General features: G+C 69.8%; 23 protein-coding genes. 5 read left to right on the forward strand and 18 right to left on the reverse strand.

The window, feature by feature from the left end; all coding sequences use genetic code 11:
* Window positions 1-64: 64 nt before the first annotated feature.
* On the reverse strand, window positions 65-1,414 hold the full coding sequence (locus EBE87_RS20080) for a DEAD/DEAH box helicase (RefSeq protein WP_122140109.1): 1,350 nt from the start codon (window positions 1,412-1,414) through the stop codon (window positions 65-67).
* A gap of 303 nt (window positions 1,415-1,717) precedes the next feature.
* Between EBE87_RS20080 and EBE87_RS20085 the strand changes: the two genes are divergently transcribed.
* A complete protein-coding gene (locus tag EBE87_RS20085) occupies window positions 1,718-2,887 on the forward strand; it encodes a M20 aminoacylase family protein (protein ID WP_120640070.1) in 1,170 nt (389 codons plus the stop codon).
* On the opposite strand, the gene EBE87_RS20090 is transcribed toward EBE87_RS20085, so the two are convergent.
* The 5 genes from EBE87_RS20090 to rpmE form a co-directional block, all read right to left on the reverse strand.
* Window positions 2,888-3,259 carry a DUF779 domain-containing protein gene (locus EBE87_RS20090; RefSeq protein WP_408887744.1) on the reverse strand — a complete coding sequence of 124 codons (372 nt, stop codon included), beginning with the start codon at window positions 3,257-3,259 and terminating at the stop codon, window positions 2,888-2,890.
* 11 nt (window positions 3,260-3,270) lie between these two features.
* Window positions 3,271-4,788, reverse strand: coding sequence for an aldehyde dehydrogenase (adh, locus tag EBE87_RS20095; RefSeq protein ID WP_120640072.1), 1,518 nt, complete (start codon window positions 4,786-4,788; stop codon window positions 3,271-3,273).
* Between the two features lie 251 nt (window positions 4,789-5,039).
* Window positions 5,040-6,209 (reverse strand): MFS transporter, encoded by a 1,170-nt coding sequence (locus EBE87_RS20100; protein ID WP_120640078.1) that lies wholly within the window; start codon window positions 6,207-6,209, stop codon window positions 5,040-5,042.
* A gap of 109 nt (window positions 6,210-6,318) precedes the next feature.
* Window positions 6,319-6,807 (reverse strand): Hsp20 family protein, encoded by a 489-nt coding sequence (locus EBE87_RS20105; RefSeq protein WP_120640079.1) that lies wholly within the window; start codon window positions 6,805-6,807, stop codon window positions 6,319-6,321.
* Window positions 6,808-7,012: 205 nt separating this feature from the next.
* Window positions 7,013-7,243, reverse strand: coding sequence for a 50S ribosomal protein L31 (rpmE, locus tag EBE87_RS20110; RefSeq protein ID WP_120640073.1), 231 nt, complete (start codon window positions 7,241-7,243; stop codon window positions 7,013-7,015).
* Between the two features lie 175 nt (window positions 7,244-7,418).
* Between rpmE and pdxY the strand changes: the two genes are divergently transcribed.
* On the forward strand, window positions 7,419-8,267 hold the full coding sequence (pdxY, locus tag EBE87_RS20115; protein ID WP_120640074.1) for a pyridoxal kinase PdxY: 849 nt from the start codon (window positions 7,419-7,421) through the stop codon (window positions 8,265-8,267).
* A gap of 3 nt (window positions 8,268-8,270) precedes the next feature.
* Here the strand turns inward: pdxY and EBE87_RS20120 are convergent, their stop codons facing one another.
* The 3 genes from EBE87_RS20120 to EBE87_RS20125 all read right to left on the reverse strand — a co-directional run bounded on the left by EBE87_RS20120 (window position 8,271) and on the right by EBE87_RS20125 (window position 9,089).
* Window positions 8,271-8,483, reverse strand: a complete 213-nt coding sequence (locus tag EBE87_RS20120; protein ID WP_120640075.1) for a hypothetical protein — start codon at window positions 8,481-8,483, stop codon at window positions 8,271-8,273.
* A 67-nt stretch (window positions 8,484-8,550) separates the two neighbouring features.
* Window positions 8,551-8,700, reverse strand: a complete 150-nt coding sequence (locus tag EBE87_RS29090) for a hypothetical protein (RefSeq protein WP_158600996.1) — start codon at window positions 8,698-8,700, stop codon at window positions 8,551-8,553.
* 182 nt (window positions 8,701-8,882) lie between these two features.
* Window positions 8,883-9,089, reverse strand: coding sequence for a cold-shock protein (locus tag EBE87_RS20125; protein ID WP_120640076.1), 207 nt, complete (start codon window positions 9,087-9,089; stop codon window positions 8,883-8,885).
* Window positions 9,090-9,104: 15 nt separating this feature from the next.
* Here EBE87_RS20125 and EBE87_RS28705 point away from each other — a divergent pair, with 15 nt between their 5' ends.
* A complete protein-coding gene (locus tag EBE87_RS28705; RefSeq protein ID WP_147426159.1) occupies window positions 9,105-9,287 on the forward strand; it encodes a hypothetical protein in 183 nt (60 codons plus the stop codon).
* Window positions 9,288-9,462: 175 nt separating this feature from the next.
* Here EBE87_RS28705 and EBE87_RS20130 read toward each other — a convergent pair whose 3' ends face one another.
* The 8 genes from EBE87_RS20130 to rplM form a co-directional block, all read right to left on the reverse strand.
* Window positions 9,463-11,058, reverse strand: a complete 1,596-nt coding sequence (locus EBE87_RS20130; RefSeq protein ID WP_120640077.1) for an ABC transporter substrate-binding protein — start codon at window positions 11,056-11,058, stop codon at window positions 9,463-9,465.
* Between the two features lie 87 nt (window positions 11,059-11,145).
* Window positions 11,146-13,116, reverse strand: a complete 1,971-nt coding sequence (locus tag EBE87_RS30355; RefSeq protein WP_122140110.1) for a methyl-accepting chemotaxis protein — start codon at window positions 13,114-13,116, stop codon at window positions 11,146-11,148.
* A 69-nt stretch (window positions 13,117-13,185) separates the two neighbouring features.
* The gene (locus EBE87_RS20140; RefSeq protein WP_147426009.1) at window positions 13,186-13,782 is read right to left on the reverse strand and encodes a hypothetical protein; all 597 of its coding nucleotides are present in this window, start codon (window positions 13,780-13,782) and stop codon (window positions 13,186-13,188) included.
* A gap of 67 nt (window positions 13,783-13,849) precedes the next feature.
* Window positions 13,850-14,371 carry a hypothetical protein gene (locus EBE87_RS20145; protein ID WP_120637692.1) on the reverse strand — a complete coding sequence of 174 codons (522 nt, stop codon included), beginning with the start codon at window positions 14,369-14,371 and terminating at the stop codon, window positions 13,850-13,852.
* Window positions 14,371-14,904, reverse strand: a complete 534-nt coding sequence (locus tag EBE87_RS20150; RefSeq protein WP_120637693.1) for a gamma carbonic anhydrase family protein — start codon at window positions 14,902-14,904, stop codon at window positions 14,371-14,373. Before EBE87_RS20150 ends, EBE87_RS20145 begins: the two co-directional genes overlap by 1 nt.
* Window positions 14,904-15,860: an N-acetyl-gamma-glutamyl-phosphate reductase gene (gene argC / locus EBE87_RS20155; protein WP_120637694.1), complete on the reverse strand. Its 957-nt coding sequence runs from the start codon at window positions 15,858-15,860 to the stop codon at window positions 14,904-14,906. Before argC ends, EBE87_RS20150 begins: the two co-directional genes overlap by 1 nt.
* 129 nt (window positions 15,861-15,989) lie before the next feature.
* Window positions 15,990-16,484: a 30S ribosomal protein S9 gene (gene rpsI, locus EBE87_RS20160; RefSeq protein ID WP_120637695.1), complete on the reverse strand. Its 495-nt coding sequence runs from the start codon at window positions 16,482-16,484 to the stop codon at window positions 15,990-15,992.
* Window positions 16,485-16,488: 4 nt separating this feature from the next.
* Entirely contained in the window at window positions 16,489-16,959 is a 471-nt protein-coding gene (rplM, locus tag EBE87_RS20165) for a 50S ribosomal protein L13 (protein WP_120637696.1), read from the reverse strand.
* Window positions 16,960-17,133: 174 nt separating this feature from the next.
* On the opposite strand from rplM, the gene EBE87_RS20170 reads away from it, so the two are divergent.
* Window positions 17,134-18,003, forward strand: a complete 870-nt coding sequence (locus EBE87_RS20170; RefSeq protein ID WP_120637729.1) for an SDR family oxidoreductase — start codon at window positions 17,134-17,136, stop codon at window positions 18,001-18,003.
* A gap of 1 nt (window position 18,004) precedes the next feature.
* On the opposite strand, the gene EBE87_RS20175 is transcribed toward EBE87_RS20170, so the two are convergent.
* Window positions 18,005-18,733: a YoaK family protein gene (locus EBE87_RS20175; RefSeq protein ID WP_120637697.1), complete on the reverse strand. Its 729-nt coding sequence runs from the start codon at window positions 18,731-18,733 to the stop codon at window positions 18,005-18,007.
* Between the two features lie 123 nt (window positions 18,734-18,856).
* Here EBE87_RS20175 and EBE87_RS20180 point away from each other — a divergent pair, with 123 nt between their 5' ends.
* Window positions 18,857-20,479, forward strand: coding sequence for a GMC family oxidoreductase (locus tag EBE87_RS20180; RefSeq protein ID WP_120637698.1), 1,623 nt, complete (start codon window positions 18,857-18,859; stop codon window positions 20,477-20,479).
* Window positions 20,480-20,497 lie beyond the last annotated feature (18 nt).

The following is a 20,497-nucleotide window of genomic DNA, read 5'->3' on the forward strand; positions in this document are numbered from 1 at the left end:
GCCGGCCATGAAAAAAGGCCGGGGATCGCTCCCCGGCCTTTCCTGCGTTCAGCTTGCGCCGGGCTCAGCGCCCGTCGCGGAAGTCGCTCTCGCGCCAGGCGCGGTCCTTGCGCTGGCCCTCGGCACCGCCACGGGCGGCACGCGGCGGAGCGCCACGGCCGGCGCCATTGCCGCCACGCGGGGCGCCCTGGCGGGGCGCACCCTGGCCACCGCCACCCGGGCGGCCACCACGGCCGCGCTGCGGCTGCGGCTTCGGCTGGGCGGCGGCGGCCTCGGCGCGGCCGGCATCGCTGCGGCGGTCCTCGGACGGGATCTTCATGGCGATCAGCTTCTCGACCGCCTTCAGCTTCACCACCTCGTCCGGCGCGCAGAAGGTCACGGCCTCGCCGCTGGCGCCCGCACGCGCGGTACGGCCGATACGGTGGACATAAGCCTCGGGCGTGTCCGGCAGGTCGAACTGGAAGACATGCGTCACGCCATCGACATCGATGCCGCGGCTGGCGATATCGGTCGCCACCAGGATCGAGGCGCGGCCGGAGCGGAAGTCGGCCAGCGCGCGCTCACGCTGCCCCTGGCTGCGGTCGCCGTGGATGGCATGGGCATTGATGCCGTCGGCATTCAGGTTCTTGGCCACGCGGTCGGCGCCATGCTTGGTGCGGGCGAAGACCAGCGCGCGGCCGACACCCTGCTCACGCAGCATCTCGGACAGCACGACGCGCTTCATGCTGGCGTCGAGGTGGATCAGCTTCTGCTCCACCCGCTCGGCCGTGGAGGACACGGGCGTGACGGAGACCTTGGCCGGGTCCTTCAGCATCTCGCCGGCGATCTTGGCGATCTCGGTGGGCATGGTGGCGGAGAAGAACAGCGTCTGGCGGTTCTTGCTCATCACCGAGGAGAGGCGCTTCACCGCCGGCCAGAAGCCGCGGTCCAGCATCTGGTCGGCCTCGTCCAGCACCAGCACCTCGGTGCCCTGCAGCTTGGCGGCGCCGGTCTGCACATGGTCCTGCAGGCGGCCCGGGGTCGCCACCAGGATATCCACGCCACGGCGCAGCGCGTCAACCTGCGGACGGGCGCCCACGCCGCCGAAGATCACGGCGGTGCTGAGGCCGAGGAAGCGGCCATAGGACTTGATGTTGTCGTGGATCTGCGAAGCCAGCTCACGCGTCGGCGACAGGATCAGCACGCGGCAGCCGCCGCGCGGCGCCGGGGCCTTGCGGTCCGCCAGGTGGTGCAGGAGCGGCAGCGCGAAGGCGGCGGTCTTGCCAGTGCCCGTCTGGGCGATGCCCAGCAGGTCGCGGCCCGCCAGCACATGCGGGATGGCCTGGGCCTGAATCGGGGTCGGGGTGGTGTAACCCTCCTGCGTCAGGGCGCGGAGGATAGGCTCGGCGAGGCCGAGGGAAGCGAAATCGGTCATGCATCATCCAGGGCCGATGCGCGCCATGACGGCCGCACCGGAGGGTAGCGGGTCAGGACGCCCCGCGTGGATGGGTCGTACCGGGAAAAAGGAAGTCCGGGCGTCTGTGACATGCCCGAAGGTCCTGGCCATGGCTGCCGCAGCTGCGGCACCTTTCACGCGACCAGGACGCGGCCGGATCGTCCGGCTGGGCGTCATATGGGCGCGGCGGCTCCATAACGCAAGTGCGAAGAAGCCTCCGCCCCTTGCGGCACCCAGCCAGGAGCGGGAAGCTGCCCCGTCCCCACCGCAAAGGAGAGCCGGATGAGCCTGCGCCAGCACCTGGAAGCCCTGACCCCCGAGATGACTGCCTGGCGCCGCGATTTCCACGCGCATCCGGAACTGGGCTACGAGGAGCACCGCACCAGCGCCATCGTGGCCGAGAAGCTGCGGGAATGGGGCATCGAGGTGCATACCGGCCTGGGCGGCACCGGCGTGGTGGGCGTGCTGCGCGGCAAGCGCGGTGGCAACCGGGCCATCGGGTTGCGGGCGGACATGGATGCGCTGCCGATGACGGAAGCCACCGGCCTGCCCCATGCCAGCACCACGCCGGGCCGCATGCATGCCTGCGGCCATGACGGGCATACCTCCATGCTGCTGGGCGCCGCCAAGTATCTGGCCGAGACGCGCGACTTCTCCGGCACCGTGCACCTGATCTTCCAGCCCGCCGAGGAATCCCTGGCCGGCGCCAAGGCCATGATCGACGACGGGCTGTTCGAGCGCTTCCCCTGCGATGCCGTCTATGGCCTGCACAACGAGCCCGGCCTGCCGCTGGGCAAGGTTTCCGTCCATGCCGGCACCATGCTGGCGGCGATCGACTATTTCTCCGTGACCGTGCGCGGCAAGGCGACGCATGGCGCGCGGCCGCATCTGGGCGTGGATGCGGTGGTGGCGGCGTCACAGGTGGTGGGCGCCTTGCAGACGGTGGTGTCCCGCAACATCGACCCGCTGGAGACGGCGGTGATCTCCATCGGCCAGATCCATGGCGGAACCTCCGACATCGTCATCCCGGATGCGGTGGAGCTGCGCGGCTCCGTCCGCACCCTGAAGCCGGAGATCCGGGACGCGATGGAGCCCGCCTTCCGCCGCGTGGTGGAGAACACCGTCGCCGCCTTCGGCGCCACCGCCGATATCGAATACCGCCGCGCCTATCCGCCCACCATCAACACGCCGCTGGAGACGGAACGCGCCGCGCTCGCCGCCGCCACGCTGCTGGGCCAGGATGCGGTGCTGCCGGACGAGCCGCCGATCACCGCCGGCGAGGACTTCGCCTTCATGCTGGAGAAGTGCCCGGGCGCCTATGTGATGTTCGGGCAGAACGGCGGCGACAAGGGCGGTACGCCGGTCCACAACATCCATTACGACTTCAACGACGACCTGCTGCCGCTGGGCGCCGGCTACCTCGCCCAGCTGGTGGAGCAGGAGCTGAAGTAACTAGCCCGGCAGGCGGCAGATCTCGCTGCCATCGAAGGCGCGGGAGCGGGTGAGGAAACGCCGCTCCGTGCCATTGTCCAGCGAGAACATGCCGCCGCGCCCCGGCACCACGTCGATGATCAGCTGCGTGTGGCGCCAGACTTCATACTGCGCGCCGCCGATATAGACCGGCGCGCCGCCGATCTCGCCCAGCTTCACGTCCCGGTCGCCGATAATGAAATCCCCCTGCGGGTAGCACATGGGAGATGACCCGTCGCAGCAGCCGCCGGACTGGTGGAACAGCACGGGGCCGTGCCGCTGCTGGATTTCCGCCAGCAGCGCCAGGGCGGCGGAGGTGGCCGTGACGCGCTCCGGCATGCTCTCCCCGGTCACCGCCGCCTCCATCAGAAGAAGCCCAGCTTCTTGGGCGCGTAGCTGACCAGCATGTTCTTGGTCTGCTGGTAGTGGTCCAGCATCATCCGGTGGTTCTCCCGCCCGATGCCGGACTGCTTGTAGCCGCCGAAGGCCGCATGGGCCGGATAGGCATGGTAGCAGTTGGTCCAGACGCGCCCGGCCTGGATGGCGCGGCCGAAGCGGTAGGCGCGCGTGCCGTCACGGGTCCAGATGCCGGCGCCCAGGCCATAGAGCGTGTCATTGGCGATGGAGAGCGCCTCCTCATCGTCCTTGAAGGTGGTCACCGAGACAACCGGCCCGAAGATCTCCTCCTGGAAGATGCGCATGCGGTTATGGCCGCGGAAGACCGTGGGCTTGACGTAATAGCCGCCCGCCAGCTCTCCCGGCAGCATGTTGCGCGCGCCGCCGGTCAGCACCTCCGCACCTTCCTGCTTGCCGATGTCGATATAGGACAGGATCTTCTCGAGCTGCTCGCTGGAGGCCTGGGCGCCGATCATCGTGGCCGGGTCCAGCGGGTCGCCCTGCACGATGGCCTCGACGCGCCTCAGCGCCTTTTCCATGAAGCGGTCGTAGATGCTCTCATGGATCAGCGCGCGGGAGGGGCAGGTGCAGACCTCGCCCTGGTTCAGCGCGAACATCACGAAGCCCTCGATGGCCTTGTCGAGGAAATCGTCATCCTCCGCCGCCACGTCCTTGAAGAAGATGTTCGGCGACTTGCCGCCCAGCTCCAGCGTGACCGGGATCAGGTTCTGGCTGGCATACTGCATGATCAGCCGGCCGGTCGTCGTCTCGCCAGTGAAGGCGATCTTGGCGATGCGGTTGGAGGATGCCAGCGGCTTGCCGGCCTCCAGCCCGAAGCCGTTGACGATGTTCACCACACCCGGCGGCAGGATATCCGCCATCAGCTCCGCCAGCACCAGGATGGAGGCGGGCGTCTGCTCCGCCGGCTTGATGACGACGCAATTGCCGGCGGCCAGGGCGGGCGCCAGCTTCCACACCGCCATCAGGATCGGGAAGTTCCAGGGAATGATCTGGCCAACCACGCCCAGCGGCTCATGGAAGTGGTAGGCGACGGTGTCGTGGTCGATCTCGCTGATCGTGCCTTCCTGGGCGCGCACCGCCCCGGCGAAATAGCGGAAATGGTCGATGGCCAGCGGCAGGTCGGCGGCGGTGGTCTCGCGGATCGGCTTGCCGTTGTCCCAGGTCTCGGCGCGGGCCAGACGGTCGAGATTGTCCTCCATGGCCTGGGCCAGCCGGTTCAGCAGCAGCGCACGCTCGGCCACATTGGTGCGGCCCCAGGATTCCTTGGCGGCATGGGCGGCATCCAGCGCCAGCTCGATATCCTGCGCATCGGACCGCGCGACCTCGCAAAGCTTCTGGCCCGTCACGGGGGAGGTATTCTCGAAATAGCGGCCGCCCACCGGCTCCACCCACTGGCCGCCGATGAAGTTGCCGTAGCGCTGCTTGAAGATGGTGGCGGGGCTGCCCAGGAATTCTGGTTTGTTCATGGTCGTGCTTCCTCCTCCGCGTGCCGTGGAACCGGCATCGTGATGGGAGAGCATGGAGCACGGCCCCCGCGCCTGTCAGCGCCGGTTGCTTCATGCGGGGCCGGTACTGTCGCAGATGTGAGGCCATCCGTGCCGTGGCGCCCGGTCACGCGGGACCGAGGAGTGGCTGGCCTGCCTGGCATCGCGTCCTTCGTCTTCGCCACCCAGCCCGGCAGGCGCCCGGCGATGGTCCAGGCCGGCGGAAGATGAAGTCAGCCGGAGCGGTTTCCGTCTCGCACGCTCAACAAGAGAAGCGACAGCAACGCCGCCAGGGCCAGGGCGACAATGGCGGCTGTCGAGAGCACCCCCCAGGCCGCCAGCAGCATGCCGAAGCCCACTGGCGTTCCCGCCTGCAGGATAAGCCCGGGCGCCGCGATCAACCCCTGCCGCCCGCCGTAGCCGGCGGGTCCGAAGACGGCCAGCGGCAGCGTGCCCTTGGCGATGGTCTGCAAGCCATTGCCGGCGCCGCAGAGCAGCACGAAGCCAATGGCCGCGGGCGCCCCGAAGACCAGCAGCGCCAGCCCGCCACAGAGCTGCGCCAGGCAGGCCAGCCGCGCCAGTACCAGCGGATGCAGCCCGCCCAGCGGCCCGAATTGCAGCAGCCGCGCCGCCACCTGCGCCGGCCCCATCAGCGAGGCCGCCAGCAGCGCCTGCTCCGCCGTCGCGCCGGAGGCGAGCACCAGCGCCGGCAGATGCGCGCCGATGGCGGCGGCCAGTACCGTCACGGCGGCGGAGAAGAAGATCAGCACCGCCATGGCATGCCGGAGGGCCGGCTGCTCCGCCTCCACGGTCGCCACAGACTTGGCGGCGGGCAGCGGCGCGGCGGGCACCAGCCAGCGTTGCAGCGGCAGGCCCAGCAGCAGGTGCAGCAGCGCCCAGACCGCGCAGGCACCACGCCAGCCCCATTCCGCCTCCATCCAGGTGGAAAGCGGCCAGCCCAGCGTGGAAGCGAAGCCGGCGATCAGCGTGATGCCGGTGATTGGCCCCTTGGCCGCCTTGCCAAACAGCCCGGCCAGGGTGGCGAAGGCGGTCTCATACAGGCCGCAGGCCATGCCGACGCCTACCAGCGCCCAGGCCAAGCCCAGCACCAGCGGCCCCTGCGCCAGGGCCATGCAGCCCAGCCCCGCCGCGAAGATCAGGTTGGAGGCCAGCAGCACGCCGCGCCCGCCATGCCGGTCCACCAGCCGGCCGAACCAGGGCCCCAGCACGGCGGAGAGCAGCAGCGCGGCCGAGAAGAAGCCATAGAGCGTGGCGCTGGAGAGGCCCAGCGAGGCCGCCATGGGCCGGGCCAGGATCGCCGGCAGGTAGTAGGAGGAAGCCCAGGCCAGGGTCTGCGCGGTGCCCAGGGCCAGGACCACGCGGGTGGTGGGCGGAATCGGCATGATGCCCGGCAGTTTCCGCAGCGCGGCGGCCCGCACAAGCGGGGGCGGCACAAAAAACGGCCGGGGCGTTGTCACCCCGGCCGCTTTCAGTTCAGGCCAACCGTGTCGGTCAGGCCGCCAGCGCCTGCTGGCCGTTGCTGTTGCCCTCGATCACCGGGCGCTCGGCCGGCTGGCCGCTGCCGATGGCGATGCGACGGGGCTTCAGGGCCTCCGGCACCTCACGCTTCAGGGACACATGCAGCAGGCCGTTCGCCAGATCGGCGCCCTGCACCTGGATGTGGTCCGCCAGCACGAAGCGGCGCTCGAAGGCACGGCCGGCGATGCCACGGTGCAGGAAGCGGCGCTCCTGCTCAGGGGCGGTCGGCGCAGCCTTGCCGGAGACGGTCAGGACATTGTCCTGCGCGGTGATCTCCAGGTCCTCGGCGGCGAAGCCGGCCACGGCCATGGTCAGCACATAGGCGTCGTCGCCCGTCTTCTCGATGTTGTACGGCGGATAGGCCGAACCCTCGGAAGCAGCGCGCGCGCTGTCCACGAGACGGGACAGGCGATCGAAGCCAATGGCGGAACGGAACAGCGGAGACGGATCAAAAGCGGTCATCATCGAACTCTCCTCAAGGAGCAAAAGTCCGTTGCTGGGGCGGCCGGGATTCCGATTCGGGCCCCCATCCGGGCGACCCATGGTGCATCCGACCGCGCCGGCGACCCCTCAACAGGGCATCGCTGGCACTGGCCGATATGGAAAACGCCGCCCCTTGCATCAAGAGGCGGCGTTCCAGGTTTTCGCGAAAAAATCGGGGGAAGGTTCAGACCTTCTTGCGGGCCCCGATGCCGGCGAACTTCTTGTTGAACTTGGCGATCTGGCCGCCCGTATCCATCACGCGCTGCACGCCGGTCCAGGCCGGGTGGGACTTCGGATCGATATCCAGACGGAGGGTGTCACCCGCCGCGCCCATGCAGGAGCGCGTCTTGTAGGTGGAACCATCGGTCATGATGATGTTGATCTCGTGGTAGTCGGGGTGGATATCGGGCTTCATGCCGGGAACTTTCCAATAGATATGGAGCAGCCGATGCCGACCGGCCGCACGAAGCGGCGCTTCTAGCCCGGCCCGGCACCCAGGCGCAACAACCGAGGCCGGATTTCCGCCCGATTGACCCCCTGGCGACACGATCCTAGACCTTCCGCGGCCGTATCCGAGGAAGGCACCGCGCATGAACATCCTGTCCATCCAGTCCTGGGTCTCCTACGGGCATGTCGGCAATGCTTCCGCCGTCTTCCCGCTCCAGCGGCTGGGGGCCGAGGTCTGGGCGGTGAACACCGTGCAGTTCTCCAACCACACAGGCTACGGCACCTGGCGCGGCCAGGTCTTCGGCGCCGAATTGGTGCGGGACCTGGTGCAGGGGATCGAGGACCGTGGCGCCCTGCCCCGCTGCGATGCCGTGCTCTCCGGCTACATGGGCGATGCCGCGATTGGCGAGGCGGTGCTGGACGCGGTGAGCCGCGCCAAGGCCGCCAATCCCCACGCGCTCTATTGCTGCGACCCGGTGATCGGCGATGTAGGGCGCGGCGTCTTCGTGCGCCCCGGCATCCCGGAATTCATGCGCGACCGCGCGGTGCCGGCGGCCGACCTGATCACCCCCAACCAGTTCGAGCTGGAGCACCTGACAGGCCTGCCGGTGACCACCCTGGCCGAGGCCAAGGCGGCCGTCACGGCGCTGCAGGAGACCGGGCCCCGTGCCGTGCTGGTGACATCTTTGCAGGTGGCGGAAACGCCGGAAGACCAGATCGAGCTGCTGGCGGCCGAGGGCGGTGAGTTCCACCGCATCCGCACCCCCATGCTGCCGATCTCGGTGAACGGGGCGGGCGACGCCATCGCGGCGCTGTTCCTGTTCCACCGGATCAAGACCGGCTCGGCGGCCGCGGCCGCCGCGGCGGCGGCTTCCTCGATCTACGGGCTGTTGCGCCGCACCTCGGAAGCCGGGTCGCGTGAGATCCTGACCGTCGCGGCCCAGGAGGAATTCGTGGCGCCGAGCCGCGTCTTCCTGCCTGAGGCCTGCTGAGCCTCAGATCAGCGGCGTCGCCACGCGGCGCAGCTGGCTTTCGCGCACGACGCGCTCATGACCGTCGCGGTCGTGCTTGATGCGGTATTCACGGTCGCCATCGTCGTTCGGAAGCAGGCGGACGATGGTGTAGGTGCCGCTCGGCGCACTCGGGTTCAGCCGGCCAAGAACCAGCTCCAGCCGCTGCCCGATGATGAAGTTGTGCTGCTGTGGCATGTGCAATCCTCGCGCGGGTATGGCGGGGCGACGACGGGGCCGCCCGCGCGACCCTCTCGCCGAGGGCTTAGCCGAGCACGTCCAGCACGATCCGGCGGATCTCCTCGACCGTCAGGCCAGCAGGCTCGGCCGGGTGCCAATTGGCGGGCTGTGCCACCGGGCCACGCGGCAAGGCGGGCTGGGCGTGAGTGGATACTTGTGTGGAAAGATAATTCATGATGTTTTTTTCTTTCGTTGATTGGCGCCCATCCAGATCTGTTGTCCGGCATCGGGCGCGGGTCGTAGCCGGTCAGCGGAGAGCTTCCGCTCACACCGGCTTCGGCGCCTGTCGGGCGAGCGCTTGGGCGCTGCTTCCCGGCATGGTCGCCAATGGGCGGCGCGAGGCCGCCCATCCGGTCTTTAGGCCTGCTTCAGCGCAGTGGCAGAAACCTTGCCCTGCTGGCCCTGCTGCAGCTCATAGGTGAGCTTGTCGCCTTCCTGCGGGGCGTCGAGGCCGGCGCGCTGGACATCGGAGATGTGCAGGAACACGTCCTTGGAGCCGTCATCCGGCTGGATGAAGCCGAAGCCCTTGGTCGTGTTGAACCACTTAACAGTGCCTTTGGCCATGATGATGTTCCGTTCATGACAGGTGTGCCGCACTACGACATCGTGGCGCGGATCAACTTCGAGAAGACGGACACCAAGCTCGCAGCCCATAACGAGCGAAGAGAACAGGCCGGACCAAACGAGACTGACAACACCAAGATGGTCGATCCAGCCCGAAATACAACCCAAAAAAGCGTGCCGGATTATTTTATCCGATAAAATGCCGGAATTGCCTGTTCCGAAATGAAGCGGAAATTTCTCATCGCCGCTGCGGCGGGCTGCAATAAAGCTGAAATATCCTGGCTTGAGCTTTGCCTTTAGAGGTCTCGGCAGCTTTGGCGGAAGCCAGCGGGGGAAACGGCCACCGGGTGCGGGGCACCCGGCGGCCCGTAGCTCAGCCTCGCTTCACGTTGAGCGGCAGGGGAATGCCGCGGCGGATATTCACCAGACCCTTGCGATAGGCGCTGTCCACGAAATACTGCCCCAGCGGCACATAGGGCACATCCTGGAAGAACTGCGCCTGGATCTGCCGGCCGATAACCTTCTGCGCCGCCATGTCGGGCGCATCGAACCAGGCGTCCCGCAGCGATTCCAGCTTTTCCGAGTTGGGCCAGCCGAACCAAGCATTGTCGCCATTGGTACGCAGCAACAGGTGGCCCGAGGGGTTGTTGAACTCCATGCCGCTGAACAGCGCGACCAGGGCGCTCCAGCCGCCCTGGCTCGGCGGGTTCTTGTTCTGGCGGCGCTGCAGCAGCGTGCCCCAGTCGGAGGTCGCGTCCTCCACGTCGAAGCCGACCTTCTGGAGCATGTCGACGCCGACGGCCATCAGCGCGTTCTGGTTCGCCACATCGGTCGCATGCAGGGCCACGACCTTGGCGCCGCCCTTGCCGGCCGCCGCGATCTCGGCCTTGGCGCCGTTGATGTCGCGCGGCGAGGTGAGTGCCGCGATCCCCTCATCGGAGGCCAGCGGGCTGGCGACGGGGAAGCAGCCGACGCCGGCGCGCCAGTTCTTCTCCTCACCGGCGACGGAGGCCATGAAATCCTCCTGCGCCACCGCCTTCAGCAGCGCGCGGCGCACCACCGGGTCGTTGAAGGGCGGGTGCAGGTGGTTCAGGCGCAGGCTGGCATAGGTGCCGCTGGCATCGATGCGGTCCAGCACCACGTCCCGCGCGCGGGCGACGAGGTCATTGAGGTCGGAGGGCACGACCTCCCACCAATCCACCTCGCCGGCCTGGACGGCGCCGGCGGAGGTGGCGGGGTCGGGGATGACCTTCCATTCCACCCGCTCGAATTCCGCCAGCTTCGGGCCGGCCACCATGCTGGGCTTGCCCACCGGCGTCGGCACATACTTGTCGAACTTCTGGTAGACGAGCTGCGCGCCCGAAACCCGCTCCCCCGCCACGAAGCGGTAGGGGCCGGAGCCCACGACCTCGGTGAAGGGCTTGGTCGGGTCCTGGTTGGCGAAACGCTCCGGATAGATGAAGCAGGGATAGGACGAAGCCTTGCCCAGCGCGTCCAGCATCAGGCCGAAGGGGCGCTTCAGGCGGATCTCAAAGCGGCGGTCATCCAGCACGCGGAACTCGTCCACGCGCGCTGCGAGCGTCTGGCCCATGGTGTCGCGCGCCATCCAGCGCTTGATGGAGGCGACGGCATCCTGCGCGCGCACCTTCTCCCCATCATGGAAGGTCGGGCCCTCCCGCAGCGTGAAGGTCCAGCGCTTGCCGTCATCCTCGACCGTATGGCCTTCCGCCAGCTGCGGCTGCGGCACGAAATTCTCGTCGATGCCGTAAAGCGTGTCCCAGCACATATGGCCGTGGTTGCGCGTGGGATAGGCGGTGGTGGCCAGCGGGTCCAGGATCGTCACATCGGCCTGGGGAATGAAGCGCAGCACATGCGCCGCATTGCCCTGGGCCAGCGCCGGGCGAGACAGCGACGCGCCACCCAGCATGGGCAGGGCGGCGGCGCCAGCAAGAAAATGGCGTCGTTTCATGGTCACGGCTCCATACGATTCGTCGGGCGTCAACCTGCCCGACAAAGGGTGGCCAGCGCCAGAGCCGGGGACCACTTCACCACCCCATCAGGCACTCCGCAGGTTGGAGAGCAGCCCCTTCAGTTCGCTGCGCAGGGCGCCACCCTGGCGCGACAGCTCGTTGCCCAATTCATGCAGCCCCGCCGCCGCCGCCGCAGCCTCTCCGGTGGCGTGGCTGACGGCCTGCACCTCGCTGGTCACGCGGTCGGTGCCGCTGGCGGCTTCCTGCACGTTGCGGGCGATCTCGCGTGTTGCGGCCCCCTGCTCTTCCACGGCGGCGGCGATGCTGCCGGCGATATGGTCCATCTCCGCGATCACACCGGCGATGGCGCCGATCGCCTCTGCCGCACCCTGCGCCGCCCCCTGCATGGTGGCGATCTGGCTGCCGATCTCCTCCGTCGCCTTGGCGGTCTGCGCCGCCAGGGACTTCACCTCGCTGGCCACCACGGCGAAGCCCTTGCCGGCCTCGCCCGCCCGCGCCGCCTCGATGGTCGCGTTCAGCGCCAGCAGGTTGGTCTGGCCCGCGATATCGCCGATCAGCCGCACCACATCGCCGATGCGCTGGGAACTGTCGGACAGGCCCTGCACCGTGGCATCCGCCGCCTGGCTGCGCTCCAGCGCGCGGCGGGCGACGCTGGCGGCATCGGCCACCTGGCGCGTGATCTCGGCGATAGCGGTGGAAAGCTCCTCGGCCGCCGCCGCCACGGTCTGCACATTGCCGGCGGCGGCATGGGCGCCGCGCGCGGCCCCTTCCCCACGCTCTCCGGCCAGGCTGATATTGCCGGCCAGGCCCTGCGCCCGCTGCTGCAGCATCGCGGCGCTCTGGGCCAGCTCCTCGCCCACCTTGCCGATGGAGCGCTCGACCTGCCCGGCCAGGGCCAGCGTCGCCTCCCGCCGCTCCCGCTCCCCGGCGGCGCGGCTCTCGGCCTGGGCGGCGCGCAGGGCCTCGGCTTCCTCGGTGCCCTGGCGCAGCACTTCCATGGCCTGCGCCACCTCGCCGATCTCGTCCCGGCGCTCCCGCCCCGGCACCGCGATGCCGGTCCTGCCGGCGGCCAGGGCCTGGGCCGCACCGGCCAGGGCCTGCAAGGGCCTGGCGAGGCGGGAGGCCATGGGCCAGCCGGCCAGCAGGGCCAGCACCGCCGCCGCCAGCGTCGCCAGCAGCGCGTCGCGGTCATCCTCGTCGGCGCCAGCCAGGCGCGCTTCCATGTCGATGCCCAGTTCCACGATGCCCAGCACCTGCCCGTCCAGGCCCAGCAGCGGCTCGGCGGCCGCCACGCGGCGGCGGTTGTCCAGCACCGCCTGCGCCTGCACCGGGGCGGAAAGGGCGCCGGTCAGCACCGCCGGCGGCAGCAGCGCCCGGCCGCCCAGGGTGGAGCCGATCGCGGCGAAGCCATCGCCGCGCTTCTGGAAGAAGGTGATGTCAGCACCCGTGGCCTGCTTCACCCGCGCCGCCAGATTGTCCCCGATGGCCATGCCGAGATCGACCACGGCGCCGACCTTGCCGTCCGGCCCCAGCACCGGCGCATCGGCGAAGACGCTGATATTGTCCCGCCCCGGCTCCAGCCCCTCGACAGGGTGGGCGGTGCGGTAGGTCTCGCGCACCGTGGTGCGGCGGCTGGCATATTCATCACCATGCGCGGCGGGGTCATGCGCCCGGTGCAGCACGACGCCCGGCGCGCGGGAGAAGGTCAGGATGACGCGGCCAAAGCGCTGCACCAGCAGGGCCTGCACCGGCTTCACCTGCGCTTCCAGCGCGGCGCGGTCCCCGGCCAGGAGGGCGGCGGCCACCTGCGGCGTGCTGGCCAGCGCACCGGCCAGGGCGGCGGCGAGGCGCTTCTCCTCCTCCATCGCGGTGCGCAGGGCGGCGCGGCGCAGCTCGACCGCCTGCGCCATCTCGTCCCGCGCCGACTCCGCCCGCTGCATGGCGTTCAGGCCGAACAGCAGGGCCGAGGCACCGAGGCTCGCCGCCAGGATGGCCAGGCCGATGCGGGTCCTGACCGAGTTGCGCCACAAGCCCATTGTCCGCTCCTCCTTTGTTCATGGAGGCACAGGATGCGGCGGCCGGATTACCGCAGGGTTAAGCGGCGGTCAGAAGGAGGACTGGCCTGTGGTGGGCTTCCAGCCGCCCTGGCGGTCCGCCGCCGCGATGGCCTCGGCGGCCTGGCCGGTGGCGATGCCGGCCTGCGGGAAAGGTCCCGGCGCCTGTAGCCGCTGCAGGCTCCGCTCCGGCCCGGCGGGGAAGACCGAGGCCGGGAAGCTCGGCGTGGCGCCAGCATCTATCGCACGCGCGATCTCGGTCAGCACGGCGGTGGCCTGGGCCGGGGGCGTATCCGCCACCATGCCCAGGTTGGCCCGCGCCTCGGCCGCGCCGGCGCGCAGCGACATGGCCACGCCTTCCGGCAGGGCGCTGTAGCGCGGGTCGGTGGAGAGCGTGGCCGTCAGCCATTCCAGCCGGCCGACGGCGCGCGCCGTCTCGGCGGGGCGGCCCTGCAAGCGGCTACCCTGGTCGGCGAAATCGGCGGCGGCCATGCGGGCGGCCGCGCGCAGCGGCTCCACATTCGGCGGCAGCAGCGCGGTGGGCAGCGGCTGGCTGGGGCGCGGCGCCCGCAGTTCCGCGCAGCCCGACAGCAACAGGACCGAGGTGGCCAGGGCGGCGGCGAGCGAGGCGGGCTTGGTCTGGCGCATGCGGGCGAAGGCTCCGGACAGGCTAAAGGTCGTCATCGCCCCAGCATGGCCCGGCTCGCGCCGCCCGTCACCGGATGTCCACGTCCGGCAGGCCGAATTCCAGTTCCTGGCGCGCGGCGGCCGTGGCGGCATTGGCCTGCGGCAGGCGCGGCATGTGGGACAGCCGGCGCAGCGTTTCCTCTGGCCCGGCGGTGAAGATGGCCCGGTCCGAGAGGTTCAGCGGATTGGCCGTCAGGGCATCGATCACCGCCTGCGGCGGCGCCGATTGCGAGATGCCAAGCCAGGAGCGCACCTCATAGCGCGCCGCCTGCAGGGACGGGGCGACGATGCCGGAGAAATTCAGGCTGCGACGTGGCATCATCATCTCCGTCGCCAGATATTCCAGCTGCGCCACGGCGATGGCGGCCTCGCGCGGCCGGTTGGCCAGCGTCTCCGGGTAAGCGAAGGCATCCGCCGCGCCACGGATGGCGGCGCGAAACGGATCGTAACCCGTCTGCGTCGCCACGGGCGGCAGCGTGACCTGGGGCGCCGCCGTGCAGCCCGCCAGGGCCAGCAAGGCCAGCGCCGCCGCTGCCACGCCCCGGCGCATCAGGCGGGCTGGGTCAGCGAGGCGCGGTGGCGTTTGCCCAGTTCGGCGTAGTGCACGGCGTTGCGGTCCCATCCGGCTCGTTCCTCGGCGCTCATGACCCTGACGAAGCGGGCGGGGGCGCCAAGCCACAGCTCGTTCGGCCCGATCCGCTTGCCCGGCGCCAGCAGCCCACCGGCCCCCAGCATGCCGCCTTCCTCGATCACCGCGCCATCCAGCACCGTCGCACCCATGCCGACGAAGGCACGGTTCTTCAACGTGCAGGCATGAATGATGCAGGCATGGCCGATGGTCACGTCATCCCCGATCACCGCCGGCAGGGTTCCGGCGGCCACATGCACGATGGTGCCGTCCTGGATGTTGCTGCGGGCGCCCACGCGGATCGGATGCGTGTCCCCCCGCAGCACGCAGTGGTACCAAACGCTGGAGTCCGGGCCGAGTTCCACATCCCCGATCACCGCCGCCGTGGGGGCCACGAAGGCGGTGGGGTCGATGGCCGGCAGGCGCCCCTCGAAGGGGAAGATCGGGCCGTTCATCAGGCGGCCACCGTCTGGCGGGCGGAAACATCCACGCCCAGCATCAGGCCGATATTCTGCACGGCCGCGCCGGAGGCACCCTTGCCCAGGTTGTCCAGCCGCGCCACCAGCACCGCCTGCCCGCGCGCAGCATTGCCATAGACGCGCAGTTCCAGCGTGTTGGTGTCGTTCAGCGCCTCGGGTTCCAGCTTGCTGTCGCCGGTCGGGGGCAGCACCTTCACCCATTCGGAACCGGCGTAGTAAGCCTCCAGCGCCTCATGCAGCGCCTGCGGCGAAGGCTTGCCGTTCAGCAGGTCCAGGTGCAGCGGGATCGAAACCAGCATGCCCTGGCGGTAATCACCGACGCTGGGCACGAAGATCGGCCGGCGGGTCAGCTTTGAATAGGTCTGCAGCTCCGGCACATGCTTGTGCTCCAGCCCCAGGCCGTAAAGCTCGAAGGCCGGGTGCTCGCCTTCCTCGAACTGCTCAATCATCGCCTTGCCGCCGCCGGAATAGCCGGAGACCGCATTGACCGTGACCGGGTAGTCGGCGGGCAGCAGCCCGGCCTCCACCAGCGGCCGCAGCAGCAGGATGCCGCCCGTGGGGTAGCAGCCGGGATTGGCCACGCGCGCCGCGCCGGCGATCTTCTCCGCCTGCCCCGGCGCGAGTTCCGGCACGCCATAGACCCAGTCCGGGTTGACGCGGTGCGCGGTGGAGGCATCCAGCAGCTTCGGCGCCGCCGAGCCCAGGCTCGCCGCCATGGCGGCGCTTTCCTTGGAAGCGGCATCCGGCAGGCAGAGCACCACCAGATCCACCTCGGCCATCAGGGCACGCTTGGCCTCGGGGTCCTTGCGGCGGTCAGGATCGATGGAGCGCACCGCGATGCCGGGGATATCCGCCAGCCGCTCGCGGATGCCGAGGCCGGTGGTGCCGGCCTCGCCGTCGATGAAGATCGTGGGAATCGCGCCCTTGGCCATCTGGTGTCTCCTGTTGGGGACGAGTTTAGCAGAAATCGCAAAACAGAAAGGGCGGGTCCCTGCGGACCCGCCCTTTCCGATAAACAGCCTGTTGGCAACAGGCCGGCGCGTACGCCGGCCCGCCCAGCGTCAGCGCTTGCTGAACTGGAAGGAGCGTCGCGCCTTCGCCTTGCCGTACTTCTTGCGCTCGACCACGCGGGGGTCACGCGTCAGGAAGCCGGCCTTCTTCAGGATGCCGCGCAGCCCGGGCTCGAAGTTCACCAGGGCGCGGGACAGGCCGTGGCGCACCGCGCCGGCCTGGCCGGAGAGGCCACCACCGGTGACCGTGCAGTACACGTCGAACTGCTGGTAGCGGTCGGCCACCAGGAAGGGCTGGGCGATCAGCATCCGCAGCACGGGGCGGGCGAAGTACTGGCCCTGCTTCTTGCCGTTGATGAGGATCTCGCCCTTGCCCGGCTTCACCCAGACGCGGGCAACGGCGTTCTTGCGGCGGCCCGTGCCGTAGGAGCGGCCGAACTGGTCCTTCTTCGGCTCGCGCGCAACGGCGGGCTCGCCAGCGGCCGGGGTGCCGGCAACCAGGTTCTTCAGTTCGGACAGGGAGGTGGCGGTCGTCTGCTCGCTCATGGCCTCAGCCCACCTTGTTCTTGCGGTTGAGGGCGGCGACGTCCAGCGAGGACGGCTGCGCGCCGGCATGCGGGTGCTCGGCACCAGCATAGACGTGCAGGTTCTTCATCTGGCGGCGGCCGAGCGGGCCGCGCGTGATCATGCGCTCCACGGCCTTCTCGATGACGCGCTCGGGGAAGCGGCCTTCCAGCCGCTCACGCATCGTGCGCTCCTTGATGCCGCCGGGGTAGCCGGTGTGCCAGTAGAAGACCGACTGCTCGGTCTTGTTGCCGGTGACCTTGACCTTCTCGGCGTTGACGATGACGACATGGTCGCCGCAGTCAACGTGCGGGGTGAACTGCGGCTTGTGCTTGCCGCGGAGGCGAGTGGCCACGAGCGCCGCGAGACGGCCGAGCACGAGGCCCTCCGCGTCGATCAGCACCCAGTCCTTCTTGACCTCCGCCGGCTTCAGCGAGCGGGTCTGTGTGGAGAGCATGTTAATCCAATGACGTAATCTACGACTGGCGCGGGGTATCGCCGTAGCGGCGCACGGAGTCAAGAAAAAGGTTGTGGTATCATGATACCACATAGCTTGAGCCGCCCCGTTTGCCCTGCCGCGAGCCCGCTGGCATAGGCACCACCGCGCCGAGGATATGGAGAATTGAGCCGCGTGCAGCACGACCCTCTCGCCCTTCCCGTGGCGGTGCTCGGGGCCTCCGGCCGTTCCGGCGCCGCGCTGTGCCGGGTGCTGGCGCGGGATGGCACGCCCTTCATCCCCGTGGTGCGGGATGCCGCGCGCTGGGCCGTCACCGGCCTGCCGGGCACGCCGCGCATCGCGGACCTCCAGGATGCCGCCGCGCTGCGCCGGGCGCTGGAGGGCGCGGGCCGCGTCGTCTCCTGCGCCCATGCGCGCCATGCGCCCGCCATCCTGGAGGCCGCGCCGCCGGAGGCACGGATCGTGCTGATGGGCAGCACCCGCCGCTATTCCCGCTGGGCCGATGACCATGGCAATGGCGTCAGCGCCGGGGAGGCCGCCCTGCTGGCCAGCGGCCGCCACGGTGTGATCCTGCACCCCACCATGATCTATGGCGCCGAGGGCGAGGATAATGTGCAGCGCCTGGCCGCCCTGATGCGCCGCCTGCCGCTGGCGCCGCTGCCGGGCGGCGGCCGTTCCCTGGTGCAGCCGATCCACCAGGACGATGTCACCGCCTGCCTGCGCGCTGCCCTGGCGCGGGACTGGGAAAAGCCGCAGGCCATCGTCATCGCCGGGCCGGCGCCGCTGCACTATGCCGATTTCATCGCCGCCGTCTGCCGCGCGGCGGGGGTGCGGGTGCCGCCGGTGCTGCCGGTGCCGCTGGCGCCGCTGCTGCTGCTCTCCCCCCTCACCCGCCTGTTGCCGCGCCTGCCTACCGTGCGCGCTGCCGAGCTGCGCCGCCTGACGGAGGACAAGGCCTTCGGCATCGGCGCCATGCTGACGGAACTGGGCGTGACACCCATGCCGCTGGAGGCCGGGCTAGCGCGCACCTTCGGCAAGGGTTGATTCAGCCGGGCTGCCGCTGGCGCTGCCGCGTGGACAGCAGGCCCGGCAGCGCCAGGGCCAGCAGCAGCGCCGCGCCCGCCAGCAGCAGCCAGCCGCCCATCCGCTGGTAGCCCAGCACGCCGATGATGCCGCCGCCCAGGAAGCACAGCACCGTCTCGCTGTGCAGGCGCAGCTTCTCGCGGTTGTAGTCGGAGACCTCCAGCCGGCCGCGGCGCCAGGCATTGTCCAGCAGGTTGCCCAGCTCGATGCCGATATCGGTCACCATGCCGGTCACATGCGTGGTGCGGACCCGGGCATTGGAAAGCCGCGTGACTACCGCGTTCTGCAGCCCCATCAGGAAGCTGAGGCCGAAGACCAGCAGCGGCCCCCGCCCCGGCCCCATCAGCCAGAGGTCGACGGCGCCCAGCGCGGCCAGCAGCACCGATTCGGTCATGATGCTGAAGGCATAGATGCCGGCTAGCCGGCGCCGGCGCCCGGCATTGATCAGCAGCGCCGAGACGGCGGCCCCGACGATGAAGGTCAGCACGATGGCCAGATAGACCAGCCCGGCGCCGAAGTCCCCAAGCGCCACATGGTCCGCCAGAGCCGAGACATTGCCGGTCATGTTCGAGGAATACAGCCCCACGGCATAGAAGCCCGCCGCATTCAGCCCGCCCGCAATGGCCGCCAGGCTCCAGGCCAGGCGGCGGTCCACCAGCAGGCTCCGATCCTCACCCTCGCGCACCAGCATCGGCATCCCTCCATGGCACAGGATAACGGCCGCGTGTCAGGTCGTCAGCAGCGTCTGGCCGAAGCGGGGCAGAGGGGCGTAGGCTTCCCGCAAGAAATAACTGGAAGCGAGGACGTCGCAGGCATGAGCAGCCTTCCGGAAAGCGCGGATTATGTGGTGGTGGGCGCCGGCTCGGCCGGCTGCGCCCTGGCGGCGCGGCTGTCGGAGGACCCGGGCGTGCGCGTGGTGCTGCTGGAGGCCGGGGGCCGCGCCACCAATCCCTGGCTGCATGTGCCGATCGGCTATGCCAAGACCATGTACCACCCGGTCCTGTCCTGGAACCTGCAGACGGAGCCGGAGCCGGAGCTGGAAGGCCGCCGCATCAACTGGCCGCGCTGGCGGGTGCTCGGCGGCTCCTCGGCCATCAACGGGCTGCTCTATGTGCGCGGGCAACATGAGGATTTCGACCATTGGCGGCAGTTGGGCTGCACCGGCTGGTCGGCCGCCGATGTGCTTCCCTTCTTCCGCAAGGCGGAGGACCAGCAGCGCGGCGCCGACGAATGGCACGGCACCGGCGGCCCGCTGGCGGTCTCTGACCTCGTGCCGCGCAGCCCGCTGACGGAAGCCTTCATCGCCGCCGGGCAGGAAATCGGCCTGCCGCGCAACGACGACTTCAACGGTGCCAGCCAGGAAGGTGTCGGTCCCTTCCAGGTGACGGCGCGCGCCGGCTGGCGGTGCAGCGCCGCCACCGCCTACCTGCGCCCGGCGCGCGGGCGGCGGAACCTGGTCGTGGTCACCGGCGCGGCGGCGGAGCGCATCCTGCTGGAAGGGCGGCGGGCCACCGGCATCCAGTTCCGCCACGGCGGCGCGCTGCGCAGCATCCGCGCGGCACGCGAGGTTATCCTTTGCGGCGGTGCCATCGCCTCCCCGCGTCTGATGCTGCTCTCCGGCATCGGGCCGGCGGCGGAGCTGAAGGAGGCAGGCATCGAACCGGCGCACGACCTGCCGGATGTGGGGCGCAACCTGCAGGACCATTTCCAGGCCCGCATGGTCTTCCGCTGTTCCCGCCCCGGCACGCTGAACGCGCAGATGGCGACGCTGCTGGGGCGCATCGGCATCGGCGCGCAATTCGCCTTCAACCGCACCGGGCCGCTGACCATCAGCGCGGGCGTGGCGGGGCTCTTCGCCCGCGTGCTGCCGGAAAGCGCCTCTCCGGACACGCAGTTCCACTTCATCCCCTTCTCGGCCGACAAGCCCGGCGGGGGGCTGCATCCCTTCTCCGGCTTCACCATCAGCACCTGCCAGTTGCGGCCGGAAAGCCGGGGCAACATCACCCTGCGGGGCGCCGACCCCACCCTGCCCGCCGTGATCCGCGCTAATTACCTGAGCGCCGAGCTGGACCGCCGCTGCACCGTGGAAGGGCTGAAGCTGATCCGCCGCGTAGCGGAAACCAAGGCCATGCGGGAATGGATCGAGGCGGAATACTTCCCCGGCCCCGATTGGCAGGGCGACGATGGCCTGCTGGCGCATGCCCGCCGCGCCGGCACCACCATCTTCCACCCCACCAGCACCTGCCGCATGGGCGGCGACCCCGGCGCCGTGGTGGACCCGGAGCTGCGGGTGAATGGCATCGCGGGGCTGCGGGTGGCGGATGCCTCCATCATGCCCACCGTCGTTTCCGGCAACACCAATGCCGCCTGCATCATGATCGGCGAAAAGGCGGCGGCCATGATCCGCGCCTCCGCCCAGGCCCGCCAGGCCGCCTGAACCGCATCGCAAGGACCA

The organism is Teichococcus wenyumeiae (genome assembly GCF_003696345.1).
In the GTDB taxonomy this organism is placed as follows: Bacteria; Pseudomonadota; Alphaproteobacteria; order Acetobacterales; family Acetobacteraceae; genus Pseudoroseomonas; species Pseudoroseomonas wenyumeiae.

Bases quoted from the DNA above. Each gene is read 5' to 3' on its own strand.
- EBE87_RS20080 (WP_122140109.1), bottom strand. From the start codon at position 1,414: ATGACCGATTTCGCTTCCCTCGGCCTCGCCGAGCCTATCCTCCGCGCC.
- EBE87_RS20085 (WP_120640070.1), top strand. From the start codon at position 1,718: ATGAGCCTGCGCCAGCACCTGGAAGCCCTGACCCCCGAGATGACTGCC.
- adh (WP_120640072.1), bottom strand. From the start codon at position 4,788: ATGAACAAACCAGAATTCCTGGGCAGCCCCGCCACCATCTTCAAGCAG.
- EBE87_RS20100 (WP_120640078.1), bottom strand. From the start codon at position 6,209: ATGCCGATTCCGCCCACCACCCGCGTGGTCCTGGCCCTGGGCACCGCG.
- EBE87_RS20105 (WP_120640079.1), bottom strand. From the start codon at position 6,807: ATGACCGCTTTTGATCCGTCTCCGCTGTTCCGTTCCGCCATTGGCTTC.
- rpmE (WP_120640073.1), bottom strand. From the start codon at position 7,243: ATGAAGCCCGATATCCACCCCGACTACCACGAGATCAACATCATCATG.
- pdxY (WP_120640074.1), top strand. From the start codon at position 7,419: ATGAACATCCTGTCCATCCAGTCCTGGGTCTCCTACGGGCATGTCGGC.
- EBE87_RS20120 (WP_120640075.1), bottom strand. From the start codon at position 8,483: ATGCCACAGCAGCACAACTTCATCATCGGGCAGCGGCTGGAGCTGGTT.
- EBE87_RS29090 (WP_158600996.1), bottom strand. From the start codon at position 8,700: ATGAATTATCTTTCCACACAAGTATCCACTCACGCCCAGCCCGCCTTG.
- EBE87_RS20125 (WP_120640076.1), bottom strand. From the start codon at position 9,089: ATGGCCAAAGGCACTGTTAAGTGGTTCAACACGACCAAGGGCTTCGGC.
- EBE87_RS28705 (WP_147426159.1), top strand. From the start codon at position 9,105: ATGACAGGTGTGCCGCACTACGACATCGTGGCGCGGATCAACTTCGAG.
- EBE87_RS20130 (WP_120640077.1), bottom strand. From the start codon at position 11,058: ATGAAACGACGCCATTTTCTTGCTGGCGCCGCCGCCCTGCCCATGCTG.
- EBE87_RS30355 (WP_122140110.1), bottom strand. From the start codon at position 13,116: ATGGGCTTGTGGCGCAACTCGGTCAGGACCCGCATCGGCCTGGCCATC.
- EBE87_RS20140 (WP_147426009.1), bottom strand. From the start codon at position 13,782: ATGCGCCAGACCAAGCCCGCCTCGCTCGCCGCCGCCCTGGCCACCTCG.
- EBE87_RS20145 (WP_120637692.1), bottom strand. From the start codon at position 14,371: ATGCGCCGGGGCGTGGCAGCGGCGGCGCTGGCCTTGCTGGCCCTGGCG.
- EBE87_RS20150 (WP_120637693.1), bottom strand. From the start codon at position 14,904: ATGAACGGCCCGATCTTCCCCTTCGAGGGGCGCCTGCCGGCCATCGAC.
- argC (WP_120637694.1), bottom strand. From the start codon at position 15,860: ATGGCCAAGGGCGCGATTCCCACGATCTTCATCGACGGCGAGGCCGGC.
- rpsI (WP_120637695.1), bottom strand. From the start codon at position 16,484: ATGAGCGAGCAGACGACCGCCACCTCCCTGTCCGAACTGAAGAACCTG.
- rplM (WP_120637696.1), bottom strand. From the start codon at position 16,959: ATGCTCTCCACACAGACCCGCTCGCTGAAGCCGGCGGAGGTCAAGAAG.
- EBE87_RS20175 (WP_120637697.1), bottom strand. From the start codon at position 18,733: ATGCTGGTGCGCGAGGGTGAGGATCGGAGCCTGCTGGTGGACCGCCGC.
- EBE87_RS20180 (WP_120637698.1), top strand. From the start codon at position 18,857: ATGAGCAGCCTTCCGGAAAGCGCGGATTATGTGGTGGTGGGCGCCGGC.